Annotated in this window: 17 protein-coding genes and 1 riboswitch; of the genes, 12 read left to right on the top strand and 5 right to left on the bottom strand. The window is 76.0% G+C overall.

Annotated features, from left to right (window positions below; translation table 11 throughout):
• Positions 1-106 precede the first annotated feature (106 nt).
• On the bottom strand, positions 107-1,084 hold the full coding sequence (locus tag FB586_RS03325; protein WP_136517873.1) for a diacylglycerol/lipid kinase family protein: 978 nt from the start codon (positions 1,082-1,084) through the stop codon (positions 107-109).
• Between the two features lie 184 nt (positions 1,085-1,268).
• Between FB586_RS03325 and FB586_RS03330 the strand changes: the two genes are divergently transcribed.
• Entirely contained in the window at positions 1,269-2,090 is an 822-nt protein-coding gene (locus FB586_RS03330) for a DUF5926 family protein (protein ID WP_136517874.1), read from the top strand.
• 107 nt (positions 2,091-2,197) lie between these two features.
• Positions 2,198-3,019: a glycosyltransferase family 2 protein gene (locus FB586_RS03335; RefSeq protein WP_370741041.1), complete on the top strand. Its 822-nt coding sequence runs from the start codon at positions 2,198-2,200 to the stop codon at positions 3,017-3,019.
• On the opposite strand, the gene FB586_RS03340 is transcribed toward FB586_RS03335, so the two are convergent.
• A complete protein-coding gene (locus FB586_RS03340; RefSeq protein WP_136517875.1) occupies positions 2,991-5,411 on the bottom strand; it encodes a hypothetical protein in 2,421 nt (806 codons plus the stop codon). The two genes, FB586_RS03335 and FB586_RS03340, sit on opposite strands and share 29 nt — an antisense overlap.
• A gap of 72 nt (positions 5,412-5,483) precedes the next feature.
• On the opposite strand from FB586_RS03340, the gene pheA reads away from it, so the two are divergent.
• Both pheA and FB586_RS03350 read left to right on the top strand, forming a co-directional pair.
• The gene (gene pheA, locus FB586_RS03345; protein WP_136517876.1) at positions 5,484-6,440 is read left to right on the top strand and encodes a prephenate dehydratase; all 957 of its coding nucleotides are present in this window, start codon (positions 5,484-5,486) and stop codon (positions 6,438-6,440) included.
• 82 nt (positions 6,441-6,522) lie between these two features.
• Positions 6,523-6,633, top strand: a riboswitch (TPP riboswitch).
• The gene (locus FB586_RS03350; RefSeq protein ID WP_136517877.1) at positions 6,622-7,962 is read left to right on the top strand and encodes an MFS transporter; all 1,341 of its coding nucleotides are present in this window, start codon (positions 6,622-6,624) and stop codon (positions 7,960-7,962) included. Its footprint overlaps the riboswitch before it by 12 nt.
• A 115-nt stretch (positions 7,963-8,077) precedes the next feature.
• On the opposite strand, the gene FB586_RS03355 is transcribed toward FB586_RS03350, so the two are convergent.
• Entirely contained in the window at positions 8,078-9,223 is a 1,146-nt protein-coding gene (locus FB586_RS03355) for a diacylglycerol/lipid kinase family protein (RefSeq protein WP_136517878.1), read from the bottom strand.
• A gap of 229 nt (positions 9,224-9,452) precedes the next feature.
• Between FB586_RS03355 and serS the strand changes: the two genes are divergently transcribed.
• The 6 genes from serS to FB586_RS03385 all read left to right on the top strand — a co-directional run bounded on the left by serS (position 9,453) and on the right by FB586_RS03385 (position 16,036).
• Positions 9,453-10,751 (top strand): serine--tRNA ligase, encoded by a 1,299-nt coding sequence (serS, locus tag FB586_RS03360; RefSeq protein ID WP_136517879.1) that lies wholly within the window; start codon positions 9,453-9,455, stop codon positions 10,749-10,751.
• A complete protein-coding gene (locus FB586_RS03365; protein ID WP_136517880.1) occupies positions 10,748-11,545 on the top strand; it encodes an HAD family hydrolase in 798 nt (265 codons plus the stop codon). The genes serS and FB586_RS03365 overlap by 4 nt, the downstream gene beginning before the upstream one ends.
• 163 nt (positions 11,546-11,708) lie before the next feature.
• A complete protein-coding gene (locus FB586_RS03370) occupies positions 11,709-13,088 on the top strand; it encodes an ABC transporter substrate-binding protein (protein WP_136517881.1) in 1,380 nt (459 codons plus the stop codon).
• Between the two features lie 104 nt (positions 13,089-13,192).
• Positions 13,193-14,182: a carbohydrate ABC transporter permease gene (locus FB586_RS03375; protein WP_136517882.1), complete on the top strand. Its 990-nt coding sequence runs from the start codon at positions 13,193-13,195 to the stop codon at positions 14,180-14,182.
• Entirely contained in the window at positions 14,179-15,117 is a 939-nt protein-coding gene (locus FB586_RS03380) for a carbohydrate ABC transporter permease (protein WP_136517883.1), read from the top strand. Before FB586_RS03375 ends, FB586_RS03380 begins: the two co-directional genes overlap by 4 nt.
• Before the next feature lie 37 nt (positions 15,118-15,154).
• Complete coding sequence (locus FB586_RS03385) at positions 15,155-16,036, top strand: EamA family transporter (RefSeq protein ID WP_136517884.1); 882 nt, start codon at positions 15,155-15,157, stop codon at positions 16,034-16,036.
• Positions 16,037-16,093: 57 nt separating this feature from the next.
• Here the strand turns inward: FB586_RS03385 and FB586_RS03390 are convergent, their stop codons facing one another.
• On the bottom strand, positions 16,094-16,687 hold the full coding sequence (locus FB586_RS03390) for a bacterial proteasome activator family protein (RefSeq protein ID WP_246036390.1): 594 nt from the start codon (positions 16,685-16,687) through the stop codon (positions 16,094-16,096).
• Positions 16,688-16,777: 90 nt separating this feature from the next.
• On the opposite strand from FB586_RS03390, the gene FB586_RS03395 reads away from it, so the two are divergent.
• Positions 16,778-18,010: an AGE family epimerase/isomerase gene (locus tag FB586_RS03395; protein WP_136517886.1), complete on the top strand. Its 1,233-nt coding sequence runs from the start codon at positions 16,778-16,780 to the stop codon at positions 18,008-18,010.
• A 183-nt stretch (positions 18,011-18,193) separates the two neighbouring features.
• Here FB586_RS03395 and FB586_RS03400 read toward each other — a convergent pair whose 3' ends face one another.
• Positions 18,194-19,207 carry an NAD(P)H-quinone oxidoreductase gene (locus FB586_RS03400; RefSeq protein ID WP_136517887.1) on the bottom strand — a complete coding sequence of 338 codons (1,014 nt, stop codon included), beginning with the start codon at positions 19,205-19,207 and terminating at the stop codon, positions 18,194-18,196.
• Between the two features lie 240 nt (positions 19,208-19,447).
• On the opposite strand from FB586_RS03400, the gene FB586_RS20160 reads away from it, so the two are divergent.
• Positions 19,448-23,866, top strand: coding sequence for an ATP-binding protein (locus FB586_RS20160; RefSeq protein WP_222928267.1), 4,419 nt, complete (start codon positions 19,448-19,450; stop codon positions 23,864-23,866).
• The last annotated feature ends 72 nt before the right edge of the window (positions 23,867-23,938 follow it).

The following is a 23,938-nucleotide window of genomic DNA, read 5'->3' on the forward strand; positions in this document are numbered from 1 at the left end:
GGCCGATCCCGGCCGCCGCCCGTCGTCCGGCGTCCCGTCATGCGGACGGCGGGACCTCCACGACCTCGCCCCGGAGCCGCCCGGCGTCGGCCTGCCGGGCGGCCCGTCAGCGCTCGTGCGCCAGCGGGTCCCGCAGGACGAACCGCTGCGGCACGCGCACCCGCAGGGCACCCGCGTCGACGCGGACCACGAGGGGCTCGTCCGGCCCCACCCACCCGGCGAGCTCGCCGTCCACGTCGAGGGGCAGCCGCCGGTCGGTCACGACGCGCACCTGCGCCGCCGTGACGTACCCCTTGTGGCCGAGGGGACGCCACGGGGTCGTGGCCTGGTGCGCGGCGGCGGCGACGACCGACGCCGGGTGCGCGCCGCCGAGCGTGTAGGCGACCAGGAGCCGGTCGTCGATGCCCGCGTCCGCGGCGATGGCCGTCCCCGCGTGCACCCGCCCGTTCGCCACGTTGAGCTGGTGCGTGCGCACGTGCAGGGTGCGCCCGTCGGCGGTCACCTCGGCCTCGAACGGCCGGTGCGTCGCGAGGGCGCGGGCGGCCGTGAGGGCGTACGCGGCGCGCCCCAGCCGGCGCTTGAGCAGGTGCGGCGTGCGGCCCGCCACCTCGGACGACAGCCCCACGCTCACGAGGTTGGCGAACCAGTCGTCGTTGGCGCGTCCCAGGTCGACGCCCACGGTCCGCCCGTGGGCGACGACGTCCAGCGCCGCGCCCAGCCGCAGCGGCAGCCCGAGGCTGCGGCCCGTGTTGTTCGTCGTGCCCAGCGGCAGGTAGCCCAGCACCGTGGACCGCCCAGCGAGGTGGTCGACGACCGTGGCGAGCGTGCCGTCGCCGCTGCCCACGACGAGCATCGGCGGCTCGGTCGCCAGCACGCGGGGGAGCAGCTCCGGCAGCTCGGCGCCGGGGTCGCGCACCACGTGCACGTCGAGCACCCGCACGCCGCGGGCCGCCAGCGCCGGGGCGATGCGGTCGTGCAGGACCGCCCCGCGCCGCGACCGCGCGTTGACGACGACGACCGCCTCGGGCGCGCCGGCCCGTTCCGGCGCGCTGGCTGCCGGCGTGCGACGGTCGACGGGCGGCACGGGATCCTCCGGAGGGGAGACGGACGTGCGCCAAGGATGCCGCACACCCCTGCTGACCCGCTGCACCCGCGCACCGGCACCGGCCCCAGCCCCCGCGCCGCGAGACCGTCGTCCGCGGGCGTCGACGTCCCGGGGAGCGCGGTCTCGCGGGCCGGTGCCGTACGGCGCCGGGTAGCCTCGGCGGGTGCCCGCCAACGACACCTTCGTCCTGCGTCCTTTCGAGGGCCTGCCCGGGGAGCCCGACTGGGTGGCCCTGCGCGAGCTCGTCCCCGCCGCCACCGCCACCGCGCGCACGACCGCCGAGCACGGCGCCCGCGACGTCGTCGTCACGACCGTGCTGCCGAACTCGTGGCCCGCGCTGCACCGCGCCGACGGCACCGTGCTGCTCGCGCTGCAGACGGGCACGAGCTCCGGTGACGCCAGCCGCGACCTCGCCACCGCCCTGCTGCTCGCGCTCGACGCCGAGCCCGGCACGGCCATCGAGACGATCGGCCTGCCCACGCCCGGCCCGCGCCTGCAGGACGTGCTCGACCCCACCGTGCCGTTCGAGGTCACGGTCCGCGAGAGCTTCTCCTACTGGCTCGACCCGGGCACCGAGGTCACGGCCGACCTGCAGGCCGCGATCGAGGAGGCCGACGCCGGCATCATCGACACGCGCCGGATGTCGTCCGTCGGGTCCGCCTACTGGTGCCGCATGGGCGCCAAGGAGTTCCTGCGGTGGGCCCGCGCCGAGGACGAGCAGGTCGTGCTCGACGGCCTCGCGCGCCTGCACGCGCGGCGCGAGTCCGGCTTCGAGGACGCCCGCTTCCTCGGCTACTTCCGCGCCGCCGGCATCGTCGTGCCCGTGTGGGAGCTGGCCCGCGGGTCCGAGGCCGACGACGTCGAGGGTCCCCTCGCCGCGTTCGCCCCGCGGTTCGAGGAGGCGATGGCCGACACGAGCCCGCTCGACGCGAACGCCCGCCGCGCCCGCGCGGGCCTCGTCGCCCGGCAGGTCACGCTCCGCTGAACCCCTCCCCACCTGCGGCTCCGCACGGCGGGGCCGCAGGTGGGCGGCGCGTGCGGCCCGCCGCGTCGTGAGGCGACCCGGCCCCGTTCGTGACTAGGGTGGGACGCGTGACAGCGACGGGGAGCGAGGACGGCCGGAGCCCGCAGCAGGCCGTCGGGAGCCGCCCCCGCGCGCAGCGCCAGCGCCAGCGCGTGGCCGTGATCATCCCGGCCAAGGACGAGTCCCGGCGGATCGCGGCGACCGTCCGCTCGGCCCGGGCCATCCCGCACGTCGACCTCGTCCTCGTCGTCGACGACGGCTCGGAGGACAACACGCAGCACGTGGCCCGCGAGGCCGGTGCCGTCGTGGTGCGCCACTCGCACAACCGCGGCAAGGCCGCCGCGATGGAGACCGGCGCGGCCGTCGTCGCCATGCGCGACGCCCCCGACCGTCCGCCGCGCACCCTGCTGTTCGTCGACGGCGACCTGGGCGAGACCGCCGTCAACACGGCGCCGCTCGTCCCGCCGGTGCTCGAGGGGCTCACCGACCTCGCGATCGCGCTCCTGCCGCCCCAGCCCGGCGCCGGCGGACGCGGCCTCGTGGTCGGCGCCGCCCGCCGCGCGATCGTGTCGATGACGGGGTGGACGCCGACGCAGCCGCTGTCCGGCATGCGCTGCCTCACCCGCGAGGCGTTCGAGGCCGCGACGCCGCTCGCGCGCGGCTGGGGCGTCGAGGTCGGCATGACGATCGACCTGCTGCGGCAGGGCTACCGCGTGCTCGAGGTCCCGTGCGACCTGCGGCACCGTCCGTCGGGCACGGACCTCAAGGGCCAGCTGCACCGTGCGGCGCAGTACCGCGACGTGCAGCTCGCGGTGAACGCGCGCCGCGCCCGCGCCGCCGCCGGGTCGGTGCGGCGCACGCTCACGCCCGAGGGGCGTCCGCGGGGCTGACGTCCTCGGTCCCGGCGGCCGGCGTCGCGGGGTCCGCGGGCGCGCCGGGGGAGGCACCCGCCCGGTCGGGGCCGGCACCGGCGACGTCGTGCTCGAGCCGCCACTGGGCGGCGGCCGCCACCAGGCACGGCACGGACACCGCGATGCCCAGGGCGAGCACGACGATGCCCGAGTCGTTCATGAGGAACCCGATGGTCAGGGCCACGCCGGTCGCCGCGACGGCGGGGCGCAGCAGCGGCACCGTCCGCTGCAGGCCCTCGAGGGGCGACCCCTCGCCCATGATCGCGCCGCGCCGCGAGCGGGGCCCGGCGAGCACGAGCCACGTGAGCGCCACGCCGCCGATCGCGAGCACCAGGTAGCGCCACGACGTGAGCAGGCGCAGGTTCGCCGACAGCTTGCGTCCCAGGACGTCCCACAGCCCGCCGTCCAGCACCGTCGCGAAGAACCGGCCGAGGTGCGTCTGGTCGGCGGCGGGGCGCAGCCAGTCGAGCCACGCGAAGCCGAGGACGACGGCCGTGCCGACCGCGCCGACGAGCAGCACGACCCGCCACGAGACGCGGCGCCCCGCCACCGCGATCGCGAGCATCGCGAACGCGACGAGGATCGCCGGCGGGCCGCCGAAGTCCGCACCCCACTGCGGGGCGCCGTCGACGACGGCGATCGCGAGCCCGGTGAGCACGACCGCCGCGACCGCGGCGCGCCGGCGGCCGCGCCGCAACAGGGCGTCCGCCGCGACCACGGCCACGAGCACGCCCGCGGCCGTGACGAGCGCGAACGCCTGGTTGCTCATGCCGTAGAACCGCGCCGCCATGATCCGGTGCGCACCCATGGGGGCGTCGATGACGAGCGTGGACCCCGTGAGCGCGTCGGCCAGGAGCGTGACGACCGTGACGGCGGAGACCACGCCCGCGGGTCCCAGCACGTGACGACGCCACGGACCGGCCAGCGCGAGCGTCGTGATGACCGCGACCCACCCGAGCAGGACCCACCAGAACGCCGTGACCGGGCGGTCGGCGCGCCACCACGGGACGAGCCCCACGAGGAACGACGCGACGGGCGTCGCGCCCAGCGCGAGCGCGAGGACCTGGAGCGCGCGCAGCGACGGGCGCAGCGCGCCCGTCCGCCGGTCCGTGCCGGACCGCGCGCGGCGCGTGAGGACGACCGCGGCGGCGACGAAGAGGGCCGCCTGCGCGAGCACCAGCCGGGCCGAGAACGTGCCCGAGACGCGGACGACGGCCGACGCCTCCTGCTGCGCGTCGAGGAGCATGCCGACCCGGGCCGCACCCGACTCCGGCCCCGGCACCGGCCGGATCTCGGCGCCCGGCAGGGCCGGTGCGTCGTCGAGCAGCCCCAGCAGCGCGAGCAGCGTCGGCGTCACGTCGGTGGTCTGCACGACGCCCGGCTGCCGGGTGGAGCCGGAGGTGAGCAGGTTCTCGTCGTACAGGCGGCCGTCGGTGGCCGGGCCGACCGCCGCACCGAGCTGGAGCACGCTGCGGCCCGAGTCGGCGAGCGAGACCACCAGCACGGTGGCGTCGCGGTTGCCGAGCCCGTCGAGCACCGCCGCGACCCGCTCGTCGACGGTCACGGCCTGCTGCGCGCGGGACGGCTCGACGATCGACTCCGATCCCGGCAGGTCGGGCGCCTCGGAGCCGCCCAGCGGGGCCTCGCCCTCCTCCTCGACGGGGGCGGCGGTGGCACCGGGCGTGGGGTCGGTGGACGGCAGGCGGGGCGCGGTCGCGTACCCGGGGTCGCGGATCTGACCCGCGTCGACCACGAGCAGCCCGGCACCCTCGGCGGTGGCCTCGCGGACCAGCGCGCGCAGCGCGCGGGGCGTCGTCGGCGCCCGCAGGTGCTCACCGACGGGCAGGCCGTCGGGGTCGGCCAGCGCGATCGCCGCACCCGGCCCGATGCCGACGACCGGGGTCCCCGCGGCCGCGAGCACGTCGCCGAGCATGCCGGGGCGCGCGCCGTAGGACTCCGCGCCGGCGGCCGTGAGGTAGTCCTGCCAGCCGGGCACCTCCCCGGCCTCGCCGGGCTCGCGCAGCGTCCGGCACGTGCGGTCCTCGACGGGCAGGTCGGCGGCGCGGGCGCCGGCGGACACGGCGAGCCAGCCGTCGGCCGGGCAGGCCCGGGTGGTGACGGACCGCGCGGCGACGGCGGCGACGGAGCCGCCGCGGCTCAGCTCCCACAGCGCGGGCGTGGTCAGCGAGCCCACGTCGTCCCAGCGCAGGCCCGTCACGCCGACGAGCACGACGGGCCCCGGCACGGGGCTCTCGCCCACCGCCGGGGCGGGCGTCGACGCCGCGGCCGCGGGCACCGCGGCGCCCACGCCGAGCACCGCCACGAGGGCGGTGAGCAGGGTGGGGACGAGGGCGCGCAGGGACCGGGGCACCGACTCAGGGTACGTGCGCGCACTAGGCTCGGCGGGGCCGCGCGGGCGGCCACGGGAGCAGCGGGAGGGGCGATGGGCGTGCCGCGCTACGCGTACCTGGGGCCGGCGGGCACCTTCACGGAGCAGGCGCTGCAGCAGGTCGCGTCCCCGGACGAGGCGGAGTACCTGCCGCAGACGGACGTCGGGTCCGCGATCGCCGCGGTGCGCTCCGGCGAGGCCGACTACGCCGTCGTGGCCATCGAGTCGACCGCCGAGGGCGGCGTGACGGCGACCCTCGACGCGCTGGCGACCGGCGACCCGCTGGTGGTGCTGCGCGAGGTGCTCGTGCCCGTGCAGTTCACGCTCGTCGCCGCACCCGGCACGGCGCTCGCCGACGTGCGCCGGGTCTCGGCGCACCCGCACGCGTGGGTGCAGTGCCGGCGGTGGGTGGCCGCGCACCTGCCCGGCGCGGTGCACGTGCCCGCCACGTCCAACACCGCCCCCGCGGCCCTGCTGGTCGACGCGCTGACGTCCGGCGAGGCGGCCGCGCTGCCGTTCGACGCCGCGTTGGTCCCGCCGGCCGCGGTCGGCACCTACGGGCTGACGCCCCTGGCCGAGCTGGTGGCGGACAACCCGTCGGCCCTGACGCGGTTCGTCGTCGTGGGGGCGCCGCGCGAGGTGCCGCCGCGCACGGGCGCGGACAAGACGAGCCTCGTGGTGCACCTGCCCGACAACGAGGCCGGTGCGCTGCTGGCGATGCTCGAGCAGTTCGCCGTGCGCGGCGTGAACCTCTCCCGCATCGAGTCGCGGCCCATCGGGGACGCGCTGGGCCGGTACTCCTTCTCCATCGACGCGGAGGGGCACATCACGGACGAGCGCATGGGCGAGGCGATCATGGGCCTGCATCGGCGCTGCCCGTACGTGCGCTTCCTCGGCTCCTACCCCCGCGCGGACGCCGTCGCCCCGACGGTGCACGTCGGCACGGCGGACGAGGACTTCGTCGAGGCGCGCGCCTGGCTCGCGCGGCTGCGCTCGGGCACCGCCGTCTGACGGCTGCCCCCGCCGGAGGCGGTCCGGAGCGCGTCCGTGGACAGGGGTGCGCCGCCGGCGCCCGGCCTCGCTAGCATCGCCGGCACCACCACACGGGAGCCCGCACCAGCGGGCTGAGAGGACGGCTGTCGGGCCGTCGACCGTTCGAACCTGTCCGGGTCATGCCGGCGTAGGGAGTGCCATGCCTGACGTGCGTCCTGTCCTGCCCACCTCGTCCGCCGCCGGTGCCGGCGCCGCGACGACCGGTCCCGCGGGCGCCGCCCGGGGTCCCGAGCCCGACCCCGCCCGCGCCGCGGTGCGCGGCGGCGTGCTCGGCAACTACGTCGACCAGTTCGACATCTTCCTGCCGGTGCTCGCGCTCGCCCCCGTCGCGGCCGAGCTGTACGGCACGGAGGCCGTCGTCGCGCACGCCGGTCTGGTGTTCGTCGCGACGCTCGTCGGCCGCCCGCTCGGCGCCGCGCTGCTGGGCTCGCTGGCCGACCGCGTGGGCCGCGCTCCGGTGGCGCGCGCCAGCATGGCGGGTCTCGGCGTCGTCACCCTGCTCCTCGCGCTGCTGCCGGTCGGCCTGCTCACCCACGAGCAGGTGCTGCTCGCGGTGGTGGCGCTGCGGCTGGTCAGCGGCGTGCTCATCGGCGGCGGGTACACGTCGGCCGTGCCGCTCGCCATCGAGTGGTCCGCGCCGCGGCGGCGCGGGTTCGTCAGCGGGCTCGTCATGGCCATGTCACCCGCGGCGAACGCGACGATCGCGGCCCTGGTGCTGGTGCTGCTGGGTGTGCTCGGGCCCGACGGCTACGCGGACTGGGGGTGGCGTGTGCCGTTCGTCGTCGGCTCGGTGCTCGCGTTCGTGGCGGTGCACCACTTCCGCCGGCACGTGCGGGACACGCCCGAGCGGGCCGCGGCCGCGCCGGCGGCGCGCCCGCTCGCGACCGTGCTGGTCGGGGCCGAGCGCGGCCGCCTGTGGCGCCTGCTCGTGCTCATGACCGGGCTGTGGCTGTTCACCAACATGGCGGTCGCCGTGGTGACCTCGCAGCTCGGTGTCGTCGCGACGCTCGACGGGCGGGCGGTCACGCTGACGATGCTCGTGGCGACCGCCGTGTCGGCCGTCGCGATGGTGGCGAGCGGGCACGCCTCGACGCTCGCGGGCCGGCGGCGCTTCCTCGTCGCGTTCGGCGCCGGCGCCGCCCTGCTCGCGCCGGGGGTGTACCTCGCGGCGTTCGCGGGGCCTGCGTCGGGGGCCGCGCTCGTCGCGCTCGTCACCGTCCTGCAGGTGGTCACGGTGTCGGCGTACGGGCCCATCGGTGCGTACCTCGCCGAGCGCTTCCCGCCGGCGGTCCGCTCCAGCGGGTACGGCACCGCGTACAGCCTGTCCATCGTGCTGCCCGCGCTGTACCCGTTCTGGCTGCCGCCGCTGCAGCAGGCGTGGGGCGACGTCGCACCCGTCGCGGCGGCGCTGGCACTGGGCGGGGTGCTCGTGGTGGCGGGGGCGGCGGCGTCCCCGCGGGAGGCGATGACGGACGGCTGAGCCCGCCCGCGGCGGATCGGGCGGGACGCGCCGCGGGTCAGGCGGACGCCGGGCGGGTCGGACGGATGCCCGGCGGGTCAGGCGATGCCCGGCGGGTCAGGCGATGCCCGGCGGGTCAGGCGGGGACGCGCACGACCAGCGACTGCCGGTCCACGCGCGCCTCGACCTCCGTCGCGCGTCCCACGACGTCCCCGTCGACCTGCACGGGCTCGGGCACGCCGGCGGCCATGTGCACGCGCCGGGCGCGGGTGTGGTCGATGCGGCCGATCTTGCCCGGCAGGTCGTTGCGCGCGCCGATGCCCTGCAGCGCGACCTCGCCGAACAGCTGCGCCCACCCGGCGAGGCCGCCGCGCGTGTCGATGAGGGCCACGTCGAGCTCGCCGTCGTCGATGATCGCGTCGGGGAGCAGCGTGATGCCGCCGGGGAGCTTGCCGCAGTTGCCGATGAGCATGCTGCGCACGCGCACGTTCTCCGCCGGCTTCTGGTCCAGGCGCACGCGCAGCCGCAGGCGGCGGCCGTTGAGGTGGCGCGCGCCGGCGACGAAGTACGCCATCCACCCGACCTTGGCCTTCAGGTCCTCGTCGGCGTCGGCCACCATCTGGGCGTCGAAGCCGAGGCCGGCGATGACGAGGAAGACGTGGTCACGCGGGTGGTCGGTGTCGGCGGGCATGTCGTCGGCCGCCTCGGCGATGTCGTCGTCCATCTGCGACTCCCACTTCAGGACGCGCAGCCACCCGACGTCGATGGGCTTGTCCTGCCCGTCGATCGCGATGCCCATGGCGGCGATCGGGTCGTTCAGCGGGATGTCGAGGTTGCGCGCGAGCAGGTTGCCGGTGCCGAGCGGCATGAGGCCCATCGGGACGCCCGTGCCGGCCAGCGCCTCGGCGACCGCGCGCACGGTGCCGTCGCCGCCGACCGCGATGACGATGTCGGCACCCATCTCGACGGCCTGGCGCGCCTGCCCGACCCCCGGGTCCTCGACCGTCGTCTCGAGCCAGACCGGCTCCGGCAGGTAGCGCTCGGACGCCGCCTTGTAGACGGCGGCGCGCAGCGCGGGCACGTCCGGCTTCGAGGGGTTGGCGACGAACGCGACGAGCCGCCCCTCGCGCGGCGCCTCGGCCACGTGCTGCACGGCCTCGGCGTGCACGAGGTCGTCGTCCTCACGGACCCGGCGTTGACGCACGAACACCGTCCCGGCCAGGGCCAGCGCCAGCACCGCCAGGACGACGGCCACGACCGAGACCCACTCCACCCACGACATGTCGCGAACGTACCGGCGCCCCGGGACTCCGGCGATCCGGGAGCCCCACCACCGTGCACTCGCCCCGGCCGCCGCCCCCACCCCACGCCGCCGAGTCCGCCGGTGCTGCGACGAGTCCGACGGCCACGGGTCGAGAAGTCGGCACGGACGCGGCGGACTCGGCGACGGGTGGGGGCGGGTCGGTGGGCGTGCGCCGGGTGAGCGGGCGTGCGGTCGGTAGGGTCGACGCGTGATCGATCTGCGGCTCCTGCGGGAGGACCCCGATGTCGTGCGCGCCAGCCAGGTGGCGCGCGGTGAGGACCCGCACCTCGTCGACGAGGTGCTCGAGGCCGACGCCCGGCGTCGCTCCGCGCTGACGGAGTTCGAGACGCTGCGCGCCGAGCAGAAGGCGCACGGCAAGAAGGTCGCGCAGGCGTCCGGGGACGAGAAGCAGGCGCTGCTCGCGCACACGAAGCAGCTCGCGGAGCGGGTCAAGGCGCTGCAGGCCGACGCGGCCGCCGCCGAGGAGCGCGCGGCCGAGCTCGCGCGCCGGATCGGCAACGTCGTCGAGGACGGCGTCCCCGCCGGCGGCGAGGACGACTACGTGGTCCTGGAGCACGTCGGCACCCCGCGCGACCTCGCCGCCGAGTACGGCCCGGACTTCGTCGTGAAGGACCACCTCGACCTCGGCGAGGGCCTCGCCGCGATCGACACCGAGCGCGGCGCCAAGGTGTCCGGCGCGCGGTTCTACTTCCTCACCGGCATCGGCGCGCGCCTCGAGCTCGCGCTGCTCACCGCGGCCACCGACCTCGCGCTGCGCAACGGCTTCACGCCGATGATCACGCCGACGCTGGTCAAGCCGGAGATCATGGCGGGCACCGGGTTCCTCGGTGCGCACGCGGACGAGATCTACCGGCTCGAGGCCGACGACCTGTACCTGGTCGGCACGAGCGAGGTCGCGCTCGCCGGCTACCACAAGGACGAGATCCTCGACCTGTCGGCCGGGCCCCTGCGGTACGCCGGCTGGAGCGCCTGCTACCGGCGCGAGGCCGGCTCGTACGGCAAGGACACCCGCGGCATCATCCGCGTGCACCAGTTCCACAAGGTCGAGGCCTTCGTGTGGACGCGCCCCGAGGACGCCGCCGAGGAGCACCGCCGGATCCTCGCGTGGGAGAAGGAGATGCTCGCGCTCGTCGACCTGCCGTACCGCGTGATCGACACCGCGGCCGGCGACCTCGGCTCGAGCGCGGCCCGCAAGTTCGACTGCGAGGCGTGGCTGCCGAGCCAGCAGCGCTGGATGGAGGTCACGTCGACCTCCAACTGCACGACGTTCCAGGCGCGGCGCCTCGGCGTCCGGGAGCGCACCGAGGACGGCACGCGGACCGTCGCGACGCTCAACGGCACGCTCGCCACGACGCGCTGGGTCGTCGCGATCCTCGAGAACCACCAGCAGGCGGACGGCTCGGTGCGCGTCCCCGAGGGGCTGCGCCCGTACCTCGGCGGCCTGGAGGTGCTGGAGCCCGTCGCCCGCCGGGGTGTCGCGCGGTGAGCCGCACCCGCCTCGTCGCGCTCGACGTCGACGGCACGCTGATGAGCTACGACGGCGTCCTCTCGGCGGGCGTGCGCGCGGCGGTCGCGGACCTCGTCGCCGCCGGGGTGCACGTCGTGCTCGCGACGGGCCGGTCGACGCACTCCGCGGTGGAGGTGGCGCAGGACCTGGGCCTGCACGAGGGCTGGGTCGTGGCGTCGAACGGCGCGGTCACGGCACGCCTGGACCCGGCGGCACCGGACGGGTACACGGTCGCGCGCGCCGTGACGTTCGACCCCGCCCCCGCGCTGCGCGCGATCGCGCTGGAGATCCCGGACGCCCTGTTCGCGGTCGAGGACCTCGGCGTCGGGTTCCGGGTGTCGCGGCCGTTCCCGCCGGGGGAGCTGACGGGCGAGCAGCGGATCGAGACGTTCGAGGAGCTCGTGGGCGCGCCCGCGACCCGCGTGATCATCCGCAACCCCGGCGGCACGCCGGAGGAGTTCCACGAGATCGTGGAGCGCGTCGGGCTGCACCAGGTCTCCTACGCGGTCGGCTGGAGCGCATGGCTCGACCTCACGCCGGGCGGTGTCAGCAAGGGCAGCGCGCTCGAGGAGGTCCGGCGGGACCTCGCCGTGGAGCCGTTCGCGACCCTCGCGATCGGGGACGGCGAGAACGACCTGGAGATGCTGCGCTGGGCCGCGTGCGGCGTCGCGATGGGCCACGCGCGGGAGGTCGTGCGGCTGGCCGCGGACGAGGTGACGGGGACGATCGACGACGACGGCGCCGTGCCGGTGCTGCGTCGGGTGCTCGTCTGACCCGGGCACGACGGCGCGCCGGGGCGACATGCCCGGATCGGCCCGACGTGACCGGATCGTGACCGCTCTGTCGGTGTTTCGCGGTTGCAAGCGTTGCGCAAACGCACTTGCATCGACGCAGGCCGGGCGATCCGTGCCCGGACCACAAGGACGTGGAGGTCACATGAAGCGCATCCAGCGGCGCCGGGGGCTGGCACTGGCCGCCTCGGTCGCCGGTCTCGGGCTCGTGCTCACGGCGTGCTCCGACGGTGGGGACGGCGGCGGTGGCGGGGGCGACGAGGCGGCGGCCACGTTCGACTGCGCGGACTACGAGCAGTACGGCGACCTCGAGGGCAAGACCGTCTCCGTCTACACCTCGATCGTCGACCCCGAGGCGCAGGAGCAGGAGGCCTCGTACGAGCCGTTCGAGGAGTGCACGCGCGCCGAGATCGAGTACGAGGGCTCCCGCGAGTTCGAGGCGCAGCTGCCCGTCCGCCTCGAGGCCGGCAACCCTCCGGACATCGCCTACATCCCGCAGCCCGGCTTCCTGCGCTCGCTCGTCCAGGACTTCCCGGACGCCGTGCAGGCCGCGCCGCAGTCCGTCATCGACAACGCCAACGAGTACTACACCGAGGGCTGGGTCGAGTACGGCACGGTCGACGGCACGCTCTACGCGACCCCGCTCGGCGCCAACGTGAAGTCCTTCGTCTGGTACTCGCCGTCCGCGTTCGAGGAGAACGGCTACGAGGTCCCGACCACCTGGCAGGAGCTGCTCGACCTGACCGACCAGATGGTCGAGGACAACCCGGACATCAAGCCGTGGTGCGCGGGCATCGAGTCCGGTGACGCCACCGGCTGGCCGGCCACCGACTGGCTCGAGGACGTCGTCCTGCGCACCGCGGGCCCCGAGGTCTACGACCAGTGGGTGAACCACGAGATCCCCTTCGACGACCCGCAGATCGTCGAGGCGCTCGACGCGGTCGGCGGCATCCTCAAGAACGAGGACTACGTCAACGGCGGCCTCGGCGACGTCGCGTCCATCGCGTCGGCGCCCTGGAACGAGGCCGGCAACGGCATCCCCGACGGCACCTGCTTCCTGCACCGCGCCGCGAACTTCTACCAGGCCAACTGGGACGAGGGCCTGGAGGTCGCCGAGGACGGCGACGTCTACGCCTTCTACCTGCCGGGCGAGTCGGAGGAGGACAAGCCGCTGCTCGGCGGCGGCGAGTTCGTGACGGCGTTCTCGGACCGCGAGGAGGTGCAGGCGTTCCACGCGTACCTGTCGAGCCCCCAGTGGGCGAACGCCAAGGCGGAGGTGACCGGTCAGGGCTGGATCAGCGCGAACAGCGGCCTCGACCGTGAGCTGCTGCAGTCGCCGATCGACCAGCTGTCGTTCGACCTGCTGACCGACGAGACGTACACGTTCCGCTTCGACGGCTCCGACCAGATGCCCGGCTCCGTCGGTGCCGGCTCGTTCTGGCGCGAGATGGTCTCGTGGATCAGCCCCGGTCAGGACTCGCAGACGACGCTGTCGAACATCGAGGCCTCCTGGCCCTCGAGCTGACGTCGCCGCACCACGTGGTGGGGGTCACCGGTCCCGGTGGCCCCCACCACGGCGTCCGTACCCGCTGACCGGTCGACGACGACCGGCACGACGAGGGGATGACCATGGACTGGTTGCTCCGACCCGACACGACGCCCGAGAAGCTCACGCTGATGGTCATCGCCATCGTGCTCTTCGTCGTCGTGATGGGCGCGATCCTGCTCGGGATCGACCGGCTGAGGCGCGCGCCCACGTGGGTGGTCGTGGCGGGCTTCCTCGGGCCGACCCTGCTGTTCCTCGCGTTCGGCCTCTTCTACCCCGGCCTGCGCACCATCTGGAGCTCCTTCCACGACGGCCGCGGGCGGAACTTCATCGGCCTCGACAACTACGTCACCGCGTTCACGCAGGAGCAGTTCCAGGTCGTCCTGCGCAACACCGCGCTCTGGGTCGTGCTCGTGCCGCTCGCCGCGACGTTCTTCGGCCTCGTCTACGCCGTCCTCGTCGACCGCACGCGGTTCGAGTACGTCGCGAAGACGCTGATCTTCCTGCCGATGGCGATCTCCCTCGTGGGGGCGTCGATCATCTGGAAGTTCGTCTACGAGTACAAGCCGGTGCAGGGCAACATCCAGCAGACCGGCCTGCTCAACCAGCTGCTCGTGTGGCTGGGCATGCAGCCGCAGCAGTTCCTGCAGGACCAGCCGTGGAACAACCTGTTCCTCATCGTCGTCATGGTGTGGATCCAGGCCGGGTTCGCCATGACGGTGCTGTCCGCCGCGGTCAAGGCGATCCCGGACGACATCGTCGAGGCCGCGCGCCTGGACGGGCTGCACGGGCTGTCGATGTTCCGCTACATCACGGTGCCGTCGATCCGGCCGGCCCTCGTCGTCGTCGTGACGACGATCGCGATGGCGACCCTGAAGGTCTTCGACATCGTCCGGACGATGACCGGCGGCAACTTCGACACGTCGGTCGTCGCCTACGAGTTCTACACGCAGAGCTTCACGGCCCGGAACCAGGGCCTCGGTGCCGCGCTCGCGGTGATCCTCTTCGTGCTCGTCATCCCGATCATCGCGTACAACGTGCGGCAGCTGAAGCTCGCGGAGGAGATCCGATGACCGCCATCCCGCCGACGACGCTCACCGACCGCACCGAGGCCGACACCCGCAAGGTCCCCCGGCTCACGCGGGCGGAGCAGCGGGCGATCGCCGCGAAGGGCCGGCTCAGCTCGCCGTGGGCGTCCGGCATCGCGATCGTCCTGGCGATCCTGTGGACCGTGCCGACGTTCGGCCTGCTCGTCACCTCGATCCGGCCGCGGTCGGACATCCGCACGAGCGGGTGGTGGACGTTCTTCACCGCCCCGGCCGCCACGCTCGAGAACTACAGCGAGGTGCTGTTCGGCTCCTCGACGAGCTTCGCGACGTTCTTCGTCAACTCGCTCGTCATCACGCTGCCCGCCGTGGTCATCCCCATCTCGCTCGCGCTGCTCGCGGCGTACGCGTTCGCGTGGATCCCGTTCCGCGGGCGCGAGCTGCTGTTCGTGGCGGTGTTCGCGCTGCAGGTCGTGCCGATCCAGGTCACGCTCCTGCCGCTGCTGCAGCAGTACGTCTCGTGGGGGCTCGCCGGGTCGTTCTGGGTCGTGTGGCTGTCGCACTCGATCTTCGCGCTGCCACTCGCGATCTACCTGCTGCACAACTTCATGAAGGACATCCCGTCCTCGCTGGTGGAGGCGGCGCGCGTGGACGGCGCCGGGCACGTCACCGTGTTCTTCCGGGTGCTGCTGCCGCTGCTCACGCCCGCGATCGCGTCGTTCGGCATCTTCCAGTTCCTGTGGGTGTGGAACGACCTGCTCGTCGCGCTCGTGTTCGTCGGCGGCACCACGGACGTCGCGCCGCTGACGGTCCGCATCGCCGAGCTCGCCGGCACCCGCGGGTCGCAGTGGCACCTGCTGTCCGCCGGCGCGTTCGTCGCGATGGTCGTCCCGCTGGTCGTCTTCCTGGCGCTGCAGCGGTACTTCGTCCGGGGGCTGCTCGCGGGCTCCGTCAAGGGCTGACCACGGCCCGGGCGGGCACCGCGCGTAGCCTGACGCGGTGCCCGCCCCGCTGCTGTTCGTCGTCTCCGGGCTGACGCAGTACGTCGGGGCGGCGGTCGCGGTCGGCCTGTTCGCGGTGCTGCCGGCCGGCGTCGTGGCGTGGCTGCGCATCGCGGTCTCCGCGCTCGTGCTGCTCGCGTGGCGGCGGCCGTGGCGCACGCCCGAGCTGTGGCGCGGCCGGCGCCTCGGGGTCACCGCGGCGTTCGGCGTGGTCCTCGCGCTCATGAACGTCGCGTTCTACGTCGCGATCGAGCACCTGCCGCTCGGCACCGCGGTCGCCCTCGAGTTCCTCGGGCCGGTCGCCGTCGCCGCCGTCACCGGCCGGGGCTGGCGCGACCGCGCCGCGATCGCCGTCGCCGCCGTCGGCGTCGTGCTGCTCGCCGGCGTCACCCTCGACACCGGACCCGGCGCCCTGACGGGGCTCGTCGCGATCGGCGTCTCCGCGGCCTGCTGGGCGGCGTACATCGTCCTCGGGCGACGGGTCGCCCGGTCCGGCGGGCCGGGCGCGAGCGGGCTCGCCGTCGCCATGACCGCCGGTGCGCTCGTCCTCGCGCCGTTCCTCGCCGGGGGAGCGGGACCCGCGCTCGTCGACGTGCGGCTCGCCGCGCTCGTCGTGGTGATCGCCCTGTGCTCGTCGGTCGTGCCCTACGCGCTCGAGCAGGTCGTGCTGCGCCGCGTCAGCGCCGCGACGTTCGCCGTCCTGCTCGCGCTGCTGCCGGCGACGGCCGCCGTCGTCGGCGCCGTCGTGCTGCGGCAGTGGCCGCACGGGCTCGAGGTCGTCGGCCTCGTGCTCGTCTCCGGCGCGATCGCGCTCACCGCGCGGTCGGAGGCCGACGCCCCGACGCCGCCCGACGCGGCGCCGTCCCCGCCCGCACCCTGACCGCGCGCGCCCGGCCCCGCGCGCCCCGGCCCCGTGGCCGGGCGTGCGGGACGGGCGTCAGAGGTACTGGCCGGGGGTCGGGCGCGCGTCGTGCGCGGGCTCACCCTGCTGCGCCGGCATCCCGAACGGACCGCCGGGACCCCCGGGGCCGGGCGGGCGCACCCCGGGCGGCAGCGCCCGGCGCATCTGCGTCAGCTGCGCCTGCGCCGCCATCTGCTGCGCCACCAGCGCCGTCTGGATGCCGTGGAACAGGCCCTCGAGCCACCCGACGAGCTGCGCCTGCGCGATCCGCAGCTCCGCGTCGGAGGGGGAGGCGTCCTCGCCGAACGGCAGCGCGATGCGCCGCAGCTCGTCGACGAGCTCGGGCGACAGGCCCTCCTCCAGCTCGTGCAGCGACCGCTCGTGGATCTCGGCGAGCCGGGCGCGGGCGGCGTCGTCGAGCGGCGCCGAGCGCACCTCGTCGAGCAGCTGCTTGATCATCGTGCCGATCCGCATGACCTTCGCGGGCTGCTCGACCATGCCGCCGACGTCCTCGCGCCGCCCCTCCTGCTCGTCCGGGCCGTCCGGCGCGTCCTCGCCCGAGGGCAGGACGACCACGTGCGGCCGGCCGTCGTCGGTGCTGCGGTCCTCGTCCTGCTGCGTCTGGTCCACCCGGGCATTCTCGCCGAGGGGCCACCGCGGCGCAGCGTGGGCAGACGGTGTCGCCCGCCCGGGCGGCACCGCGTGGCTAGGCTGACCGGCATGGCGTGGCTGAGCACCCCGGCGCATCACCGTTGGCTCGAGGCGGAGGCCGACCGGCTCTGGGAGTTCGGGCGCGTGGCGCGGCTCCCGTCGGGCGGGTTCGCGCGCCTCGACGAGCAGGGACGCCCCGAGGACGGGCCCGTCGAGCTGTGGGTCACGTGCCGCATGACGCACGTCTACGCGCTCGCGCACCTCGCCGGTCGCCCCGGGTCGGCCGACCTCGTCGACCACGGCCTCGCCGCCCTCGCCGGCCCGTTCCGGGACGCCGAGCACGGCGGCTGGTTCGCCGAGGTCGAGCGCGACGGCACGCCCCGGGACGCCGACAAGGCGGCCTACCCGCACGCGTTCGTCGTGCTCGCGACGTCGAGCGCCGTCGCGGCCGGCCGGCCGGGGGCGCGCGCGCTGCTCGACGAGGCGCTCGCGGTGCAGGAGCGCCACTTCTGGGACGACGAAGCCGGCATGGCGGTGGAGCAGTGGGACCGCACGTTCACCACGCTCGACCCCTACCGCGGGGTGAACGCGAACATGCACACCGTCGAGGCGTACCTCGCCGCCGCCGACGTCACCGGCGACCGCCGCTGGCTGGACCGCGCGGTGCGGGTGGTCGAGCGCGTCGTGCACGGGTTCGCCGCCGGGCAGGACTGGCGCATCCCCGAGCACTTCGACGCGACCTGGACGCCGGACCTGGAGTACAACGCCGACGCCCCGGCCCACCCGTTCCGCCCCTACGGCGCGACGATCGGCCACTGGTTCGAGTGGGCGCGCCTGACGCTGCACGCGCGCGCGGCCCTCGCGGCCCGCGGCGACGACGCGCCCGCCTGGATGCTCGACGACGCGGTGGCGCTCTTCGACGCGGGCGTGCGCGAGGGGTGGGCGGTCGACGGTGCGCCCGGGTTCGTCTACACGGTGGACTGGCAGGGCCGCCCGGTCGTGCGCGAGCGCATGCACTGGGTCGCGGCCGAGGCGGTCGCGGCGGCGGCCGCGCTGCACGCGGCCACGGGCGAGGCGCGCTTCGACGACCTCTACACGACCTGGTGGGAGTACGTCGGCACCCACCTGCTCGACCGCACGGGCGGGTCGTGGTGGCACGAGCTCGGGCCGGACAACGAGGTCTCGCGCACGGTCTGGGCCGGCAAGGCCGACCTGTACCACGCGGTGCAGGCGACGCTCGTGCCGCGGCTGCCGCTGGCGCCCGTGATCGCGCCCGCGCTGGCCGCCGGCCTGCTGCCCTGAGGCCGGCGCCCGGCGCGGCCGGCGCCCGGCGCGGCCGGGCCCGGCGCGGCCGGGCCCGGCGCGGCCGGGCCCGGCGCGGCAGGGCCCGGCGCGGCCGGGCCCGGCGCGGCCGGGCCCGGCGCGGCAGGGCCCGGCGCGGCAGGGCCCGGCGCGGCAGGGCCCGGCGCGGCAGGGCCCGGCGCGTCAGGGCTCGAGCAGGAGCTTGCCGAGCACCTCGCCCGAGGCGAGCAGGCGGTGCGCCTCGCCCGCCCGGTCGAGCGGCAGGCGCGCGTGCACGACCGGGCGCACCCGCCCCGCGGCGACCAGCGGCCACACGTGCTCGGCGACCTCGGCCATGATCGCCGCCTTCTGCGCGGCCGGCCGGTCGCGCAGGGTCGTGCCGATGACGGAACCGCGCCGCGCCATGAGGGCGGACAGGTCGAGCTCGCCGCGGCGTCCCTGCTGCAGGCCGATCACGACGAGCCGGCCGCCCTCGGCGAGCAGGGACACGTTCGTCCCGAGCGCGCGGCCGCCCAGCACGTCGAGCACGACGTCGACGCCGCGCCCGTCGGTCGCCTCCCGCACGCGCGCCGGGACGTCCTCCTCGCGGTGGTCGACGACGACGTCCGCCCCGAGCGCCGCGACGCGTGCGCAGCGCTGCGCGCCTCCCGCGGTCGCGACGACGCGGGCGCCCAGCGCCCGGCCCAGCTGGACCGCGGCGGACCCGACCCCGCCGGAGCCGCCGTGCACGAGCAGCGTCTCGCCGGGTGCCAGGCGGGCGGCACGCAGGTTCGACCACACGGTCGCCACGGCCTCGGGGAGGGCGGCCGCGTCGGCCAGCCCTACGCCGTCCGGCGGCGGCAGGGCGTGGGACGCGGCCACGGTCACCCGTTCGGCGTAACCTCCCCCGGCCAGGAGCGCGACGACGGGGTCGCCGACCCGCGGCCCGGCCCCCGCCGGCAGGCCGCCGCGCCCCCCGGGCGCGTCCGCCGCGTCCGGCCCGACCCCCACGACGACGCCCGAGACCTCGAGGCCCGGCCACGCCGGAGCGCCGGGCGGAGGAGGGTAGTGACCCTCGCGTTGCAGCAGGTCAGCGCGGTTGACCCCGGCCGCGACCACCTGGACCAGCAGCTCCCCCGGACCGGGGACCGGCTCCGGCACGTCCTCGACCCGGAGCACCTCGGGACCACCGGGCCTCGTCACCACGACCGCGCGCACACTGCCGACCCTAGGAGCGCCCGGCCGTGTCCGCCCCGTGGACGGCCGTCGGGGGCGCGCCCGTTTCGCGCGGTACGCGACGTATCGGTGGGGGTGACTCCCGTGGCAAACTCTGCGCCGGGCTAATGGTCCGGTGTCCAGGTACCGATGAGACGCAGACGGCAGTCACCCGACGGCCGGCGCGGCTCGCCCGGCGGAGCGCGGCAGCGCGCCGACGACGGGCGGGAGGAAAGGATCAGCATGCTGCGACGGCTCGGAATCCGTGCCAAGGTCCTGGCGGTCCTCGCCGTGCCCGTGATCGTCCTCCTGGCCGCCGGCTCGTTCATCTCCGTCGAGGCGCTGAGCGACCTGCGCTACGCGCGCGCCACGCAGACCGTCGTCCGCACCCTGGACGCGCTGACGCCCCTGTCCGCCGCGCTCCAGCAGGAGCGGACGCTGTCCCTCGCCGGGGGCGACGAGCAGCAGCTGGCCGCAGCGCGCGAGGCCACGGACGACGCGCTCGCCGCGACCCGCGAGGTCACCGCGCAGATCGACCTCTCGCAGTTCCCCCCCAACGTCGTCCGCGACTTCCAGGACACGCAGACGGCGTTCCGCGAGGGCCTGCCGCAGCTGCGGGAGCGCATCGACCAGAGCCTGAACCGCACCATCATCAAGAACGGCTTCCAGCAGATCATCGACGGCCAGCTGCGCGTGGTCGAGGGCGTGGCGAACGCCCTGCAGGACCGCCAGCTCGCCCAGTACATCAGCGCCAACCGCGAGACCGCCGTCCTCGTCGACGCGCTCGTCTCCGAGTACATCGCCGGCGTCGAGCTGCTGCGGGCCACCGAGAACAGCCCCGCCGCGGCCCGCAGCTTCCAGTCGCTGTACCTCGCGACCGAGCTCGCCCGTGAGCGCGCCCGCCTCGCCGTCGCCAACCTCGGCATCGAGGGGCTCGCGGTCTCGAGCGGCGACCCGTCGCCCCAGCTGCTCGCCCAGCGCGCCCTGTTCACGCAGGGCAACACCACCGCCGTCACCTCGATCGACCCCGCGGCGTGGACCGAGCAGATGACCGAGCAGCTCGAGATGCTGCAGGGCGTCACCGACGGCGTCCTGGCCGCCGCCGACGAGCAGGCCGGCGCCGCCGTGGCCGGCGCCCGTGACGAGGCGCTGCTCACCATCGCGGCCGTCGTCCTCGGTGTCGTCGCCTCGGTCCTCATCGCGTCGATCGTCGCCCGCGGCATCGTCGTCCCGCTGCGGCGCCTCACCAGCGCCGCCGCCGACGTGCGCGAGCAGCTGCCCAAGCTCGTCGAGCAGGTGGCGGTGCCGGGCGAGCACCCGGCCATCACCCTGGCTCCGATCCCCGTCACCACGCAGGACGAGGTCGGGCGCCTGGCGCAGGCGTTCAACGCGGTCAACGCCCAGACGGTCACCGTCGCGCAGGAGCAGGCGGCCCTGCGCGGCTCGATCGCCGAGATGTTCGTCAACGTCGCCCGCCGCGACCAGGTCCTGCTCAACCGGCAGCTCTCCTTCATCGACTCGCTCGAGCGGGCGGAGGAGGACCCGGGGACGCTGGCGAACCTGTTCCGCCTCGACCACCTCGCGACCCGGATGCGCCGCAACGCGGAGTCCCTCCTCGTGCTCGCGGGGATCGACTCCGGCCGTCGCCTGCGCGACGCGATGCCGCTCTCCGACGTGATCCGGACGGCGTCCTCCGAGATCGAGCAGTACGACCGCGTCGAGCTCGACCTCCAGGTCGACCCGCACATGCTCGGGTTCAACGCCCTCTCGGCCGCCCACCTCATCGCCGAGCTGCTCGAGAACGCGACGGTCTTCTCCGAGCCCGAGACCCCGGTCGTCGTCACGACCGGCATCAGCGGGGCGTCCGTGGTCGTGCGCATCACGGACCAGGGCCTGGGCATGACGGACGCCGAGATGGAGGCGGCCAACCACAAGATCGCGTCCGTCTCCGCGAGCGACGCCCTCGGCGCCCAGCGCCTCGGCCTCTTCGTCGTCGGCCGCCTCGCGCAGCGCCTCGGCGCCGAGGTCACCCTGCGCAAGCGGGCGTCCGGCACCGGTACCGAAGCGCTCGTGCTCTTCCCGAGCACGCTGTTCTCCGCCAACGAGGTCAACGGCTTCGGCGCCCCGCCGGCCGCGCCGGTGCAGGCCGCCGCGACCCCGGTCGCGGAGATCGAGGCGCCCGCGGTCCGCGAGGTCGACCTCACCGAGCTGACGGACGGCCAGACGTCGCTCGGCCTGCCCCGTCGCCGGCGTGCCGACGACAGCGCGGCCACCCCGGTCGCGGCGTCCGCACCCGCCGCGCCGCGCGTGCCCGAGGACGCGCCCATCCCCGTGCCGTCCGTCGCGCCCGACGCGCTGCCGACCCGCTCGCGCAAGACGTTCGACGAGAACAACATCGTCCTGCCGGTCGCACCCGAGGCGACGCTCGCCCCCGAGCTCTCGGCGAGCACCGGCGAGTGGGCGCCGGCGGTCGTGGCCGCCCCCCGCTCGACCGGCCTGCCCAGCCGCACCCGCGCCGCGACGTCCGCGTGGGCGGCCCCCGAGACGCAGGACGAGGCGCCGCAGGCCGCTCCCGCGGACCCCGCAGCCCGCGCCGGCCTGTTCTCGGGCTTCCGCAACCGCGAGGCCCTCGCCCCCGCTCCTGAGGAGCAGGAGTCCGCCCCGGCCGCCTTCCACGTGCCGGGCCTGGTCCCGGACGAGAACGAGGCCCCCGCGGCCTCCCCGGCCGGTTCCGGCTGGCCGGTCCCCTCGTGGCAGGAGCCGACGCAGGACGCGGCACCGCTGCCGACCCGCGGGGGCGGCCTGCCGTCCCGCACGACCGCGGCCCCGGACGAGGCGACGAGCGCCATCGCGCCGTGGGCGGGCGAGTCGGGGGAGCGCGGGCAGGAGCCGGCGCAGCAGCCCGAGCAGGAGCAGCCCGAGCAGGAGCAGCCCTGGGCCCCGGCCGCGGAGGCGCAGCCGTGGGCGCCCGTGCAGTCCGAGCCCTGGGCGCCCGTGCAGGAGGAGTCCCGGCAGGCCGAGGCGTGGGCACCGGCGCAGCCGGAGCCGTGGACGCCCCCGCAGTCGGACGACCGTCCCTGGGCGCAGTCGGAGCCGTGGGCTCCGGTGCAGGCCGAGTCGGAGCCGTGGGCGCCCGCGCAGGCGCAGTCGGAGCCGTGGGCCCCCGCGCAGGCCGAGTCGGAGCCGTGGGCCCCCGCGCACGCCTCCGCGCCCTCGTGGTCGCAGGACGAGCCGGGCACCGACGACGAGTCCCGGTCCTGGGCGGCCGCCGCCCCCGCGTCCGCCGGGTGGGGCGACCAGCCGCAGGACGAGCGCGCCGAGGAGCAGGCGGCGCCCGCGGAGGAGACCTCGTCCTTCACGGCGTACAGCGGCTACTCCGGCTGGGCCGGCAGCGCCGACCGTCCGGCCCTCGACTACACGGCGCCCTACGTGCCGTTCGAGCGGACCCTCGACGAGACGCGTGCCTGGCACACGGGCGCGATCCCGGTCGTCCCGGAGCCGACGCACACCGAGCGCCCGACCCCGGAGCCAGTCCCCGCCCCCGTGGCGCAGGAGCTCCCCAGCCGCCGGTCCGTCGCCTCCGCCCTGCTGGAGGAGGACACGCAGGAGGAGCAGCCGGCACCGTGGGCGCCCGTGCCCGCCGCCGAGCGGCCCGCGCCGGCCGCCCCGGAGCAGCCCCTCTGGGCGCCCGCCCCGGCGCAGGAGTCGCCGTGGCAGTCGCCGCAGCAGCAGGACGACGCGCCGGCGGCCGCGGCGGCCGCACCCGCGGCGGCGCCGACCGAGGAGTGGCGTCCGGCCGCACCCGCCTGGAGCCGTCCGTCGCAGGGCTGGCAGGCCCCGGTGGAGCAGCCGACGCAGGTGTTCTCGCCGGTCGAGGCGGCCGAGGCCGTCGCACCGGCAGCCGAGGCACCGGCTCCGCAGGCGCCGGCTCCGCTCGCGCAGCGGCAGCCCGCCGCCCCCCAGGCACCCGCGTGGCAGGACGCGCCGGCCCCGGCCGCCGAGCAGGACGCCCCCGACTTCGGTGACGTCGTGCGCGGCGAGGACGACCGGCCGAAGCGCCGCTGGGGCGCCTTCTTCAGCCGTCGCAAGGACGAGGACTCCGCCCCCGAGACGCCGCAGCCCACGGCGGGCGCGCCGGTCCGGTCCTCGGCCTGGGGGCCGGCACCGGCCCCCGCCCCGGCCCCCACGCCGGCCGAGAGCACGTGGCAGGCACCGGCCTGGGCGCCGCAGGCGCCGACCCCGGCGCCGGCGCAGGAGCAGCGGCCCGCCCCGTCGTGGTCACAGCCGGAGTGGTCGGCCCGTCCGGCGCCGTCCGCCCAGCCGCTGGCCGCCGTGCCCCAGCCGTCCGTCCCGCCGTCGGTCGCACCGCGCATCGGCACGCTGGACGACGAGGTCGCGGCGATGCTCGCGCTCCGCTCCGACATCCAGGAGCAGGCGCTGTCCGAGCTGAGCCAGCTCTCGGCGTACCGCCCCAGCGCCGTGGGTGCGGGGGCCGAGCGCCTCACCAAGCGTGTGCCGTCGGCCGTGCCCCCGGCTCCGGCACCGACCGAGGAGCGCCCCGTGCAGCGTGACGCCGATCAGCTGCGCTCGCGCCTCTCGAGCTTCCAGTCCGGCACGTCCCGCGGGCGGCGTGCCGCCGGCGACCCCGGCGGTGAGGCATGATCCGACCCAGCTCTCCCGGTGACGTCAGCGCCACCGTGACGCCCCAGCCCGCAGTCGGCCCTGACTGCACCA

Origin of the sequence: Cellulomonas telluris, assembly GCF_004886325.1 — a bacterium.
Lineage (GTDB): Bacteria > Actinomycetota > Actinomycetes > Actinomycetales > Cellulomonadaceae > Cellulomonas > Cellulomonas telluris.

Coding starts and splice junctions, on each gene's coding strand:
- pheA (WP_136517876.1), top strand. CDS start 5,484: ATGGGCGTGCCGCGCTACGCGTACCTGGGGCCGGCGGGCACCTTCACG.
- FB586_RS03350 (WP_136517877.1), top strand. CDS start 6,622: ATGCCTGACGTGCGTCCTGTCCTGCCCACCTCGTCCGCCGCCGGTGCC.
- FB586_RS03355 (WP_136517878.1), bottom strand. CDS start 9,223: ATGTCGTGGGTGGAGTGGGTCTCGGTCGTGGCCGTCGTCCTGGCGGTG.
- FB586_RS03370 (WP_136517881.1), top strand. CDS start 11,709: ATGAAGCGCATCCAGCGGCGCCGGGGGCTGGCACTGGCCGCCTCGGTC.
- FB586_RS03375 (WP_136517882.1), top strand. CDS start 13,193: ATGGACTGGTTGCTCCGACCCGACACGACGCCCGAGAAGCTCACGCTG.
- FB586_RS03380 (WP_136517883.1), top strand. CDS start 14,179: ATGACCGCCATCCCGCCGACGACGCTCACCGACCGCACCGAGGCCGAC.
- FB586_RS03395 (WP_136517886.1), top strand. CDS start 16,778: ATGGCGTGGCTGAGCACCCCGGCGCATCACCGTTGGCTCGAGGCGGAG.
- FB586_RS20160 (WP_222928267.1), top strand. CDS start 19,448: ATGCTGCGACGGCTCGGAATCCGTGCCAAGGTCCTGGCGGTCCTCGCC.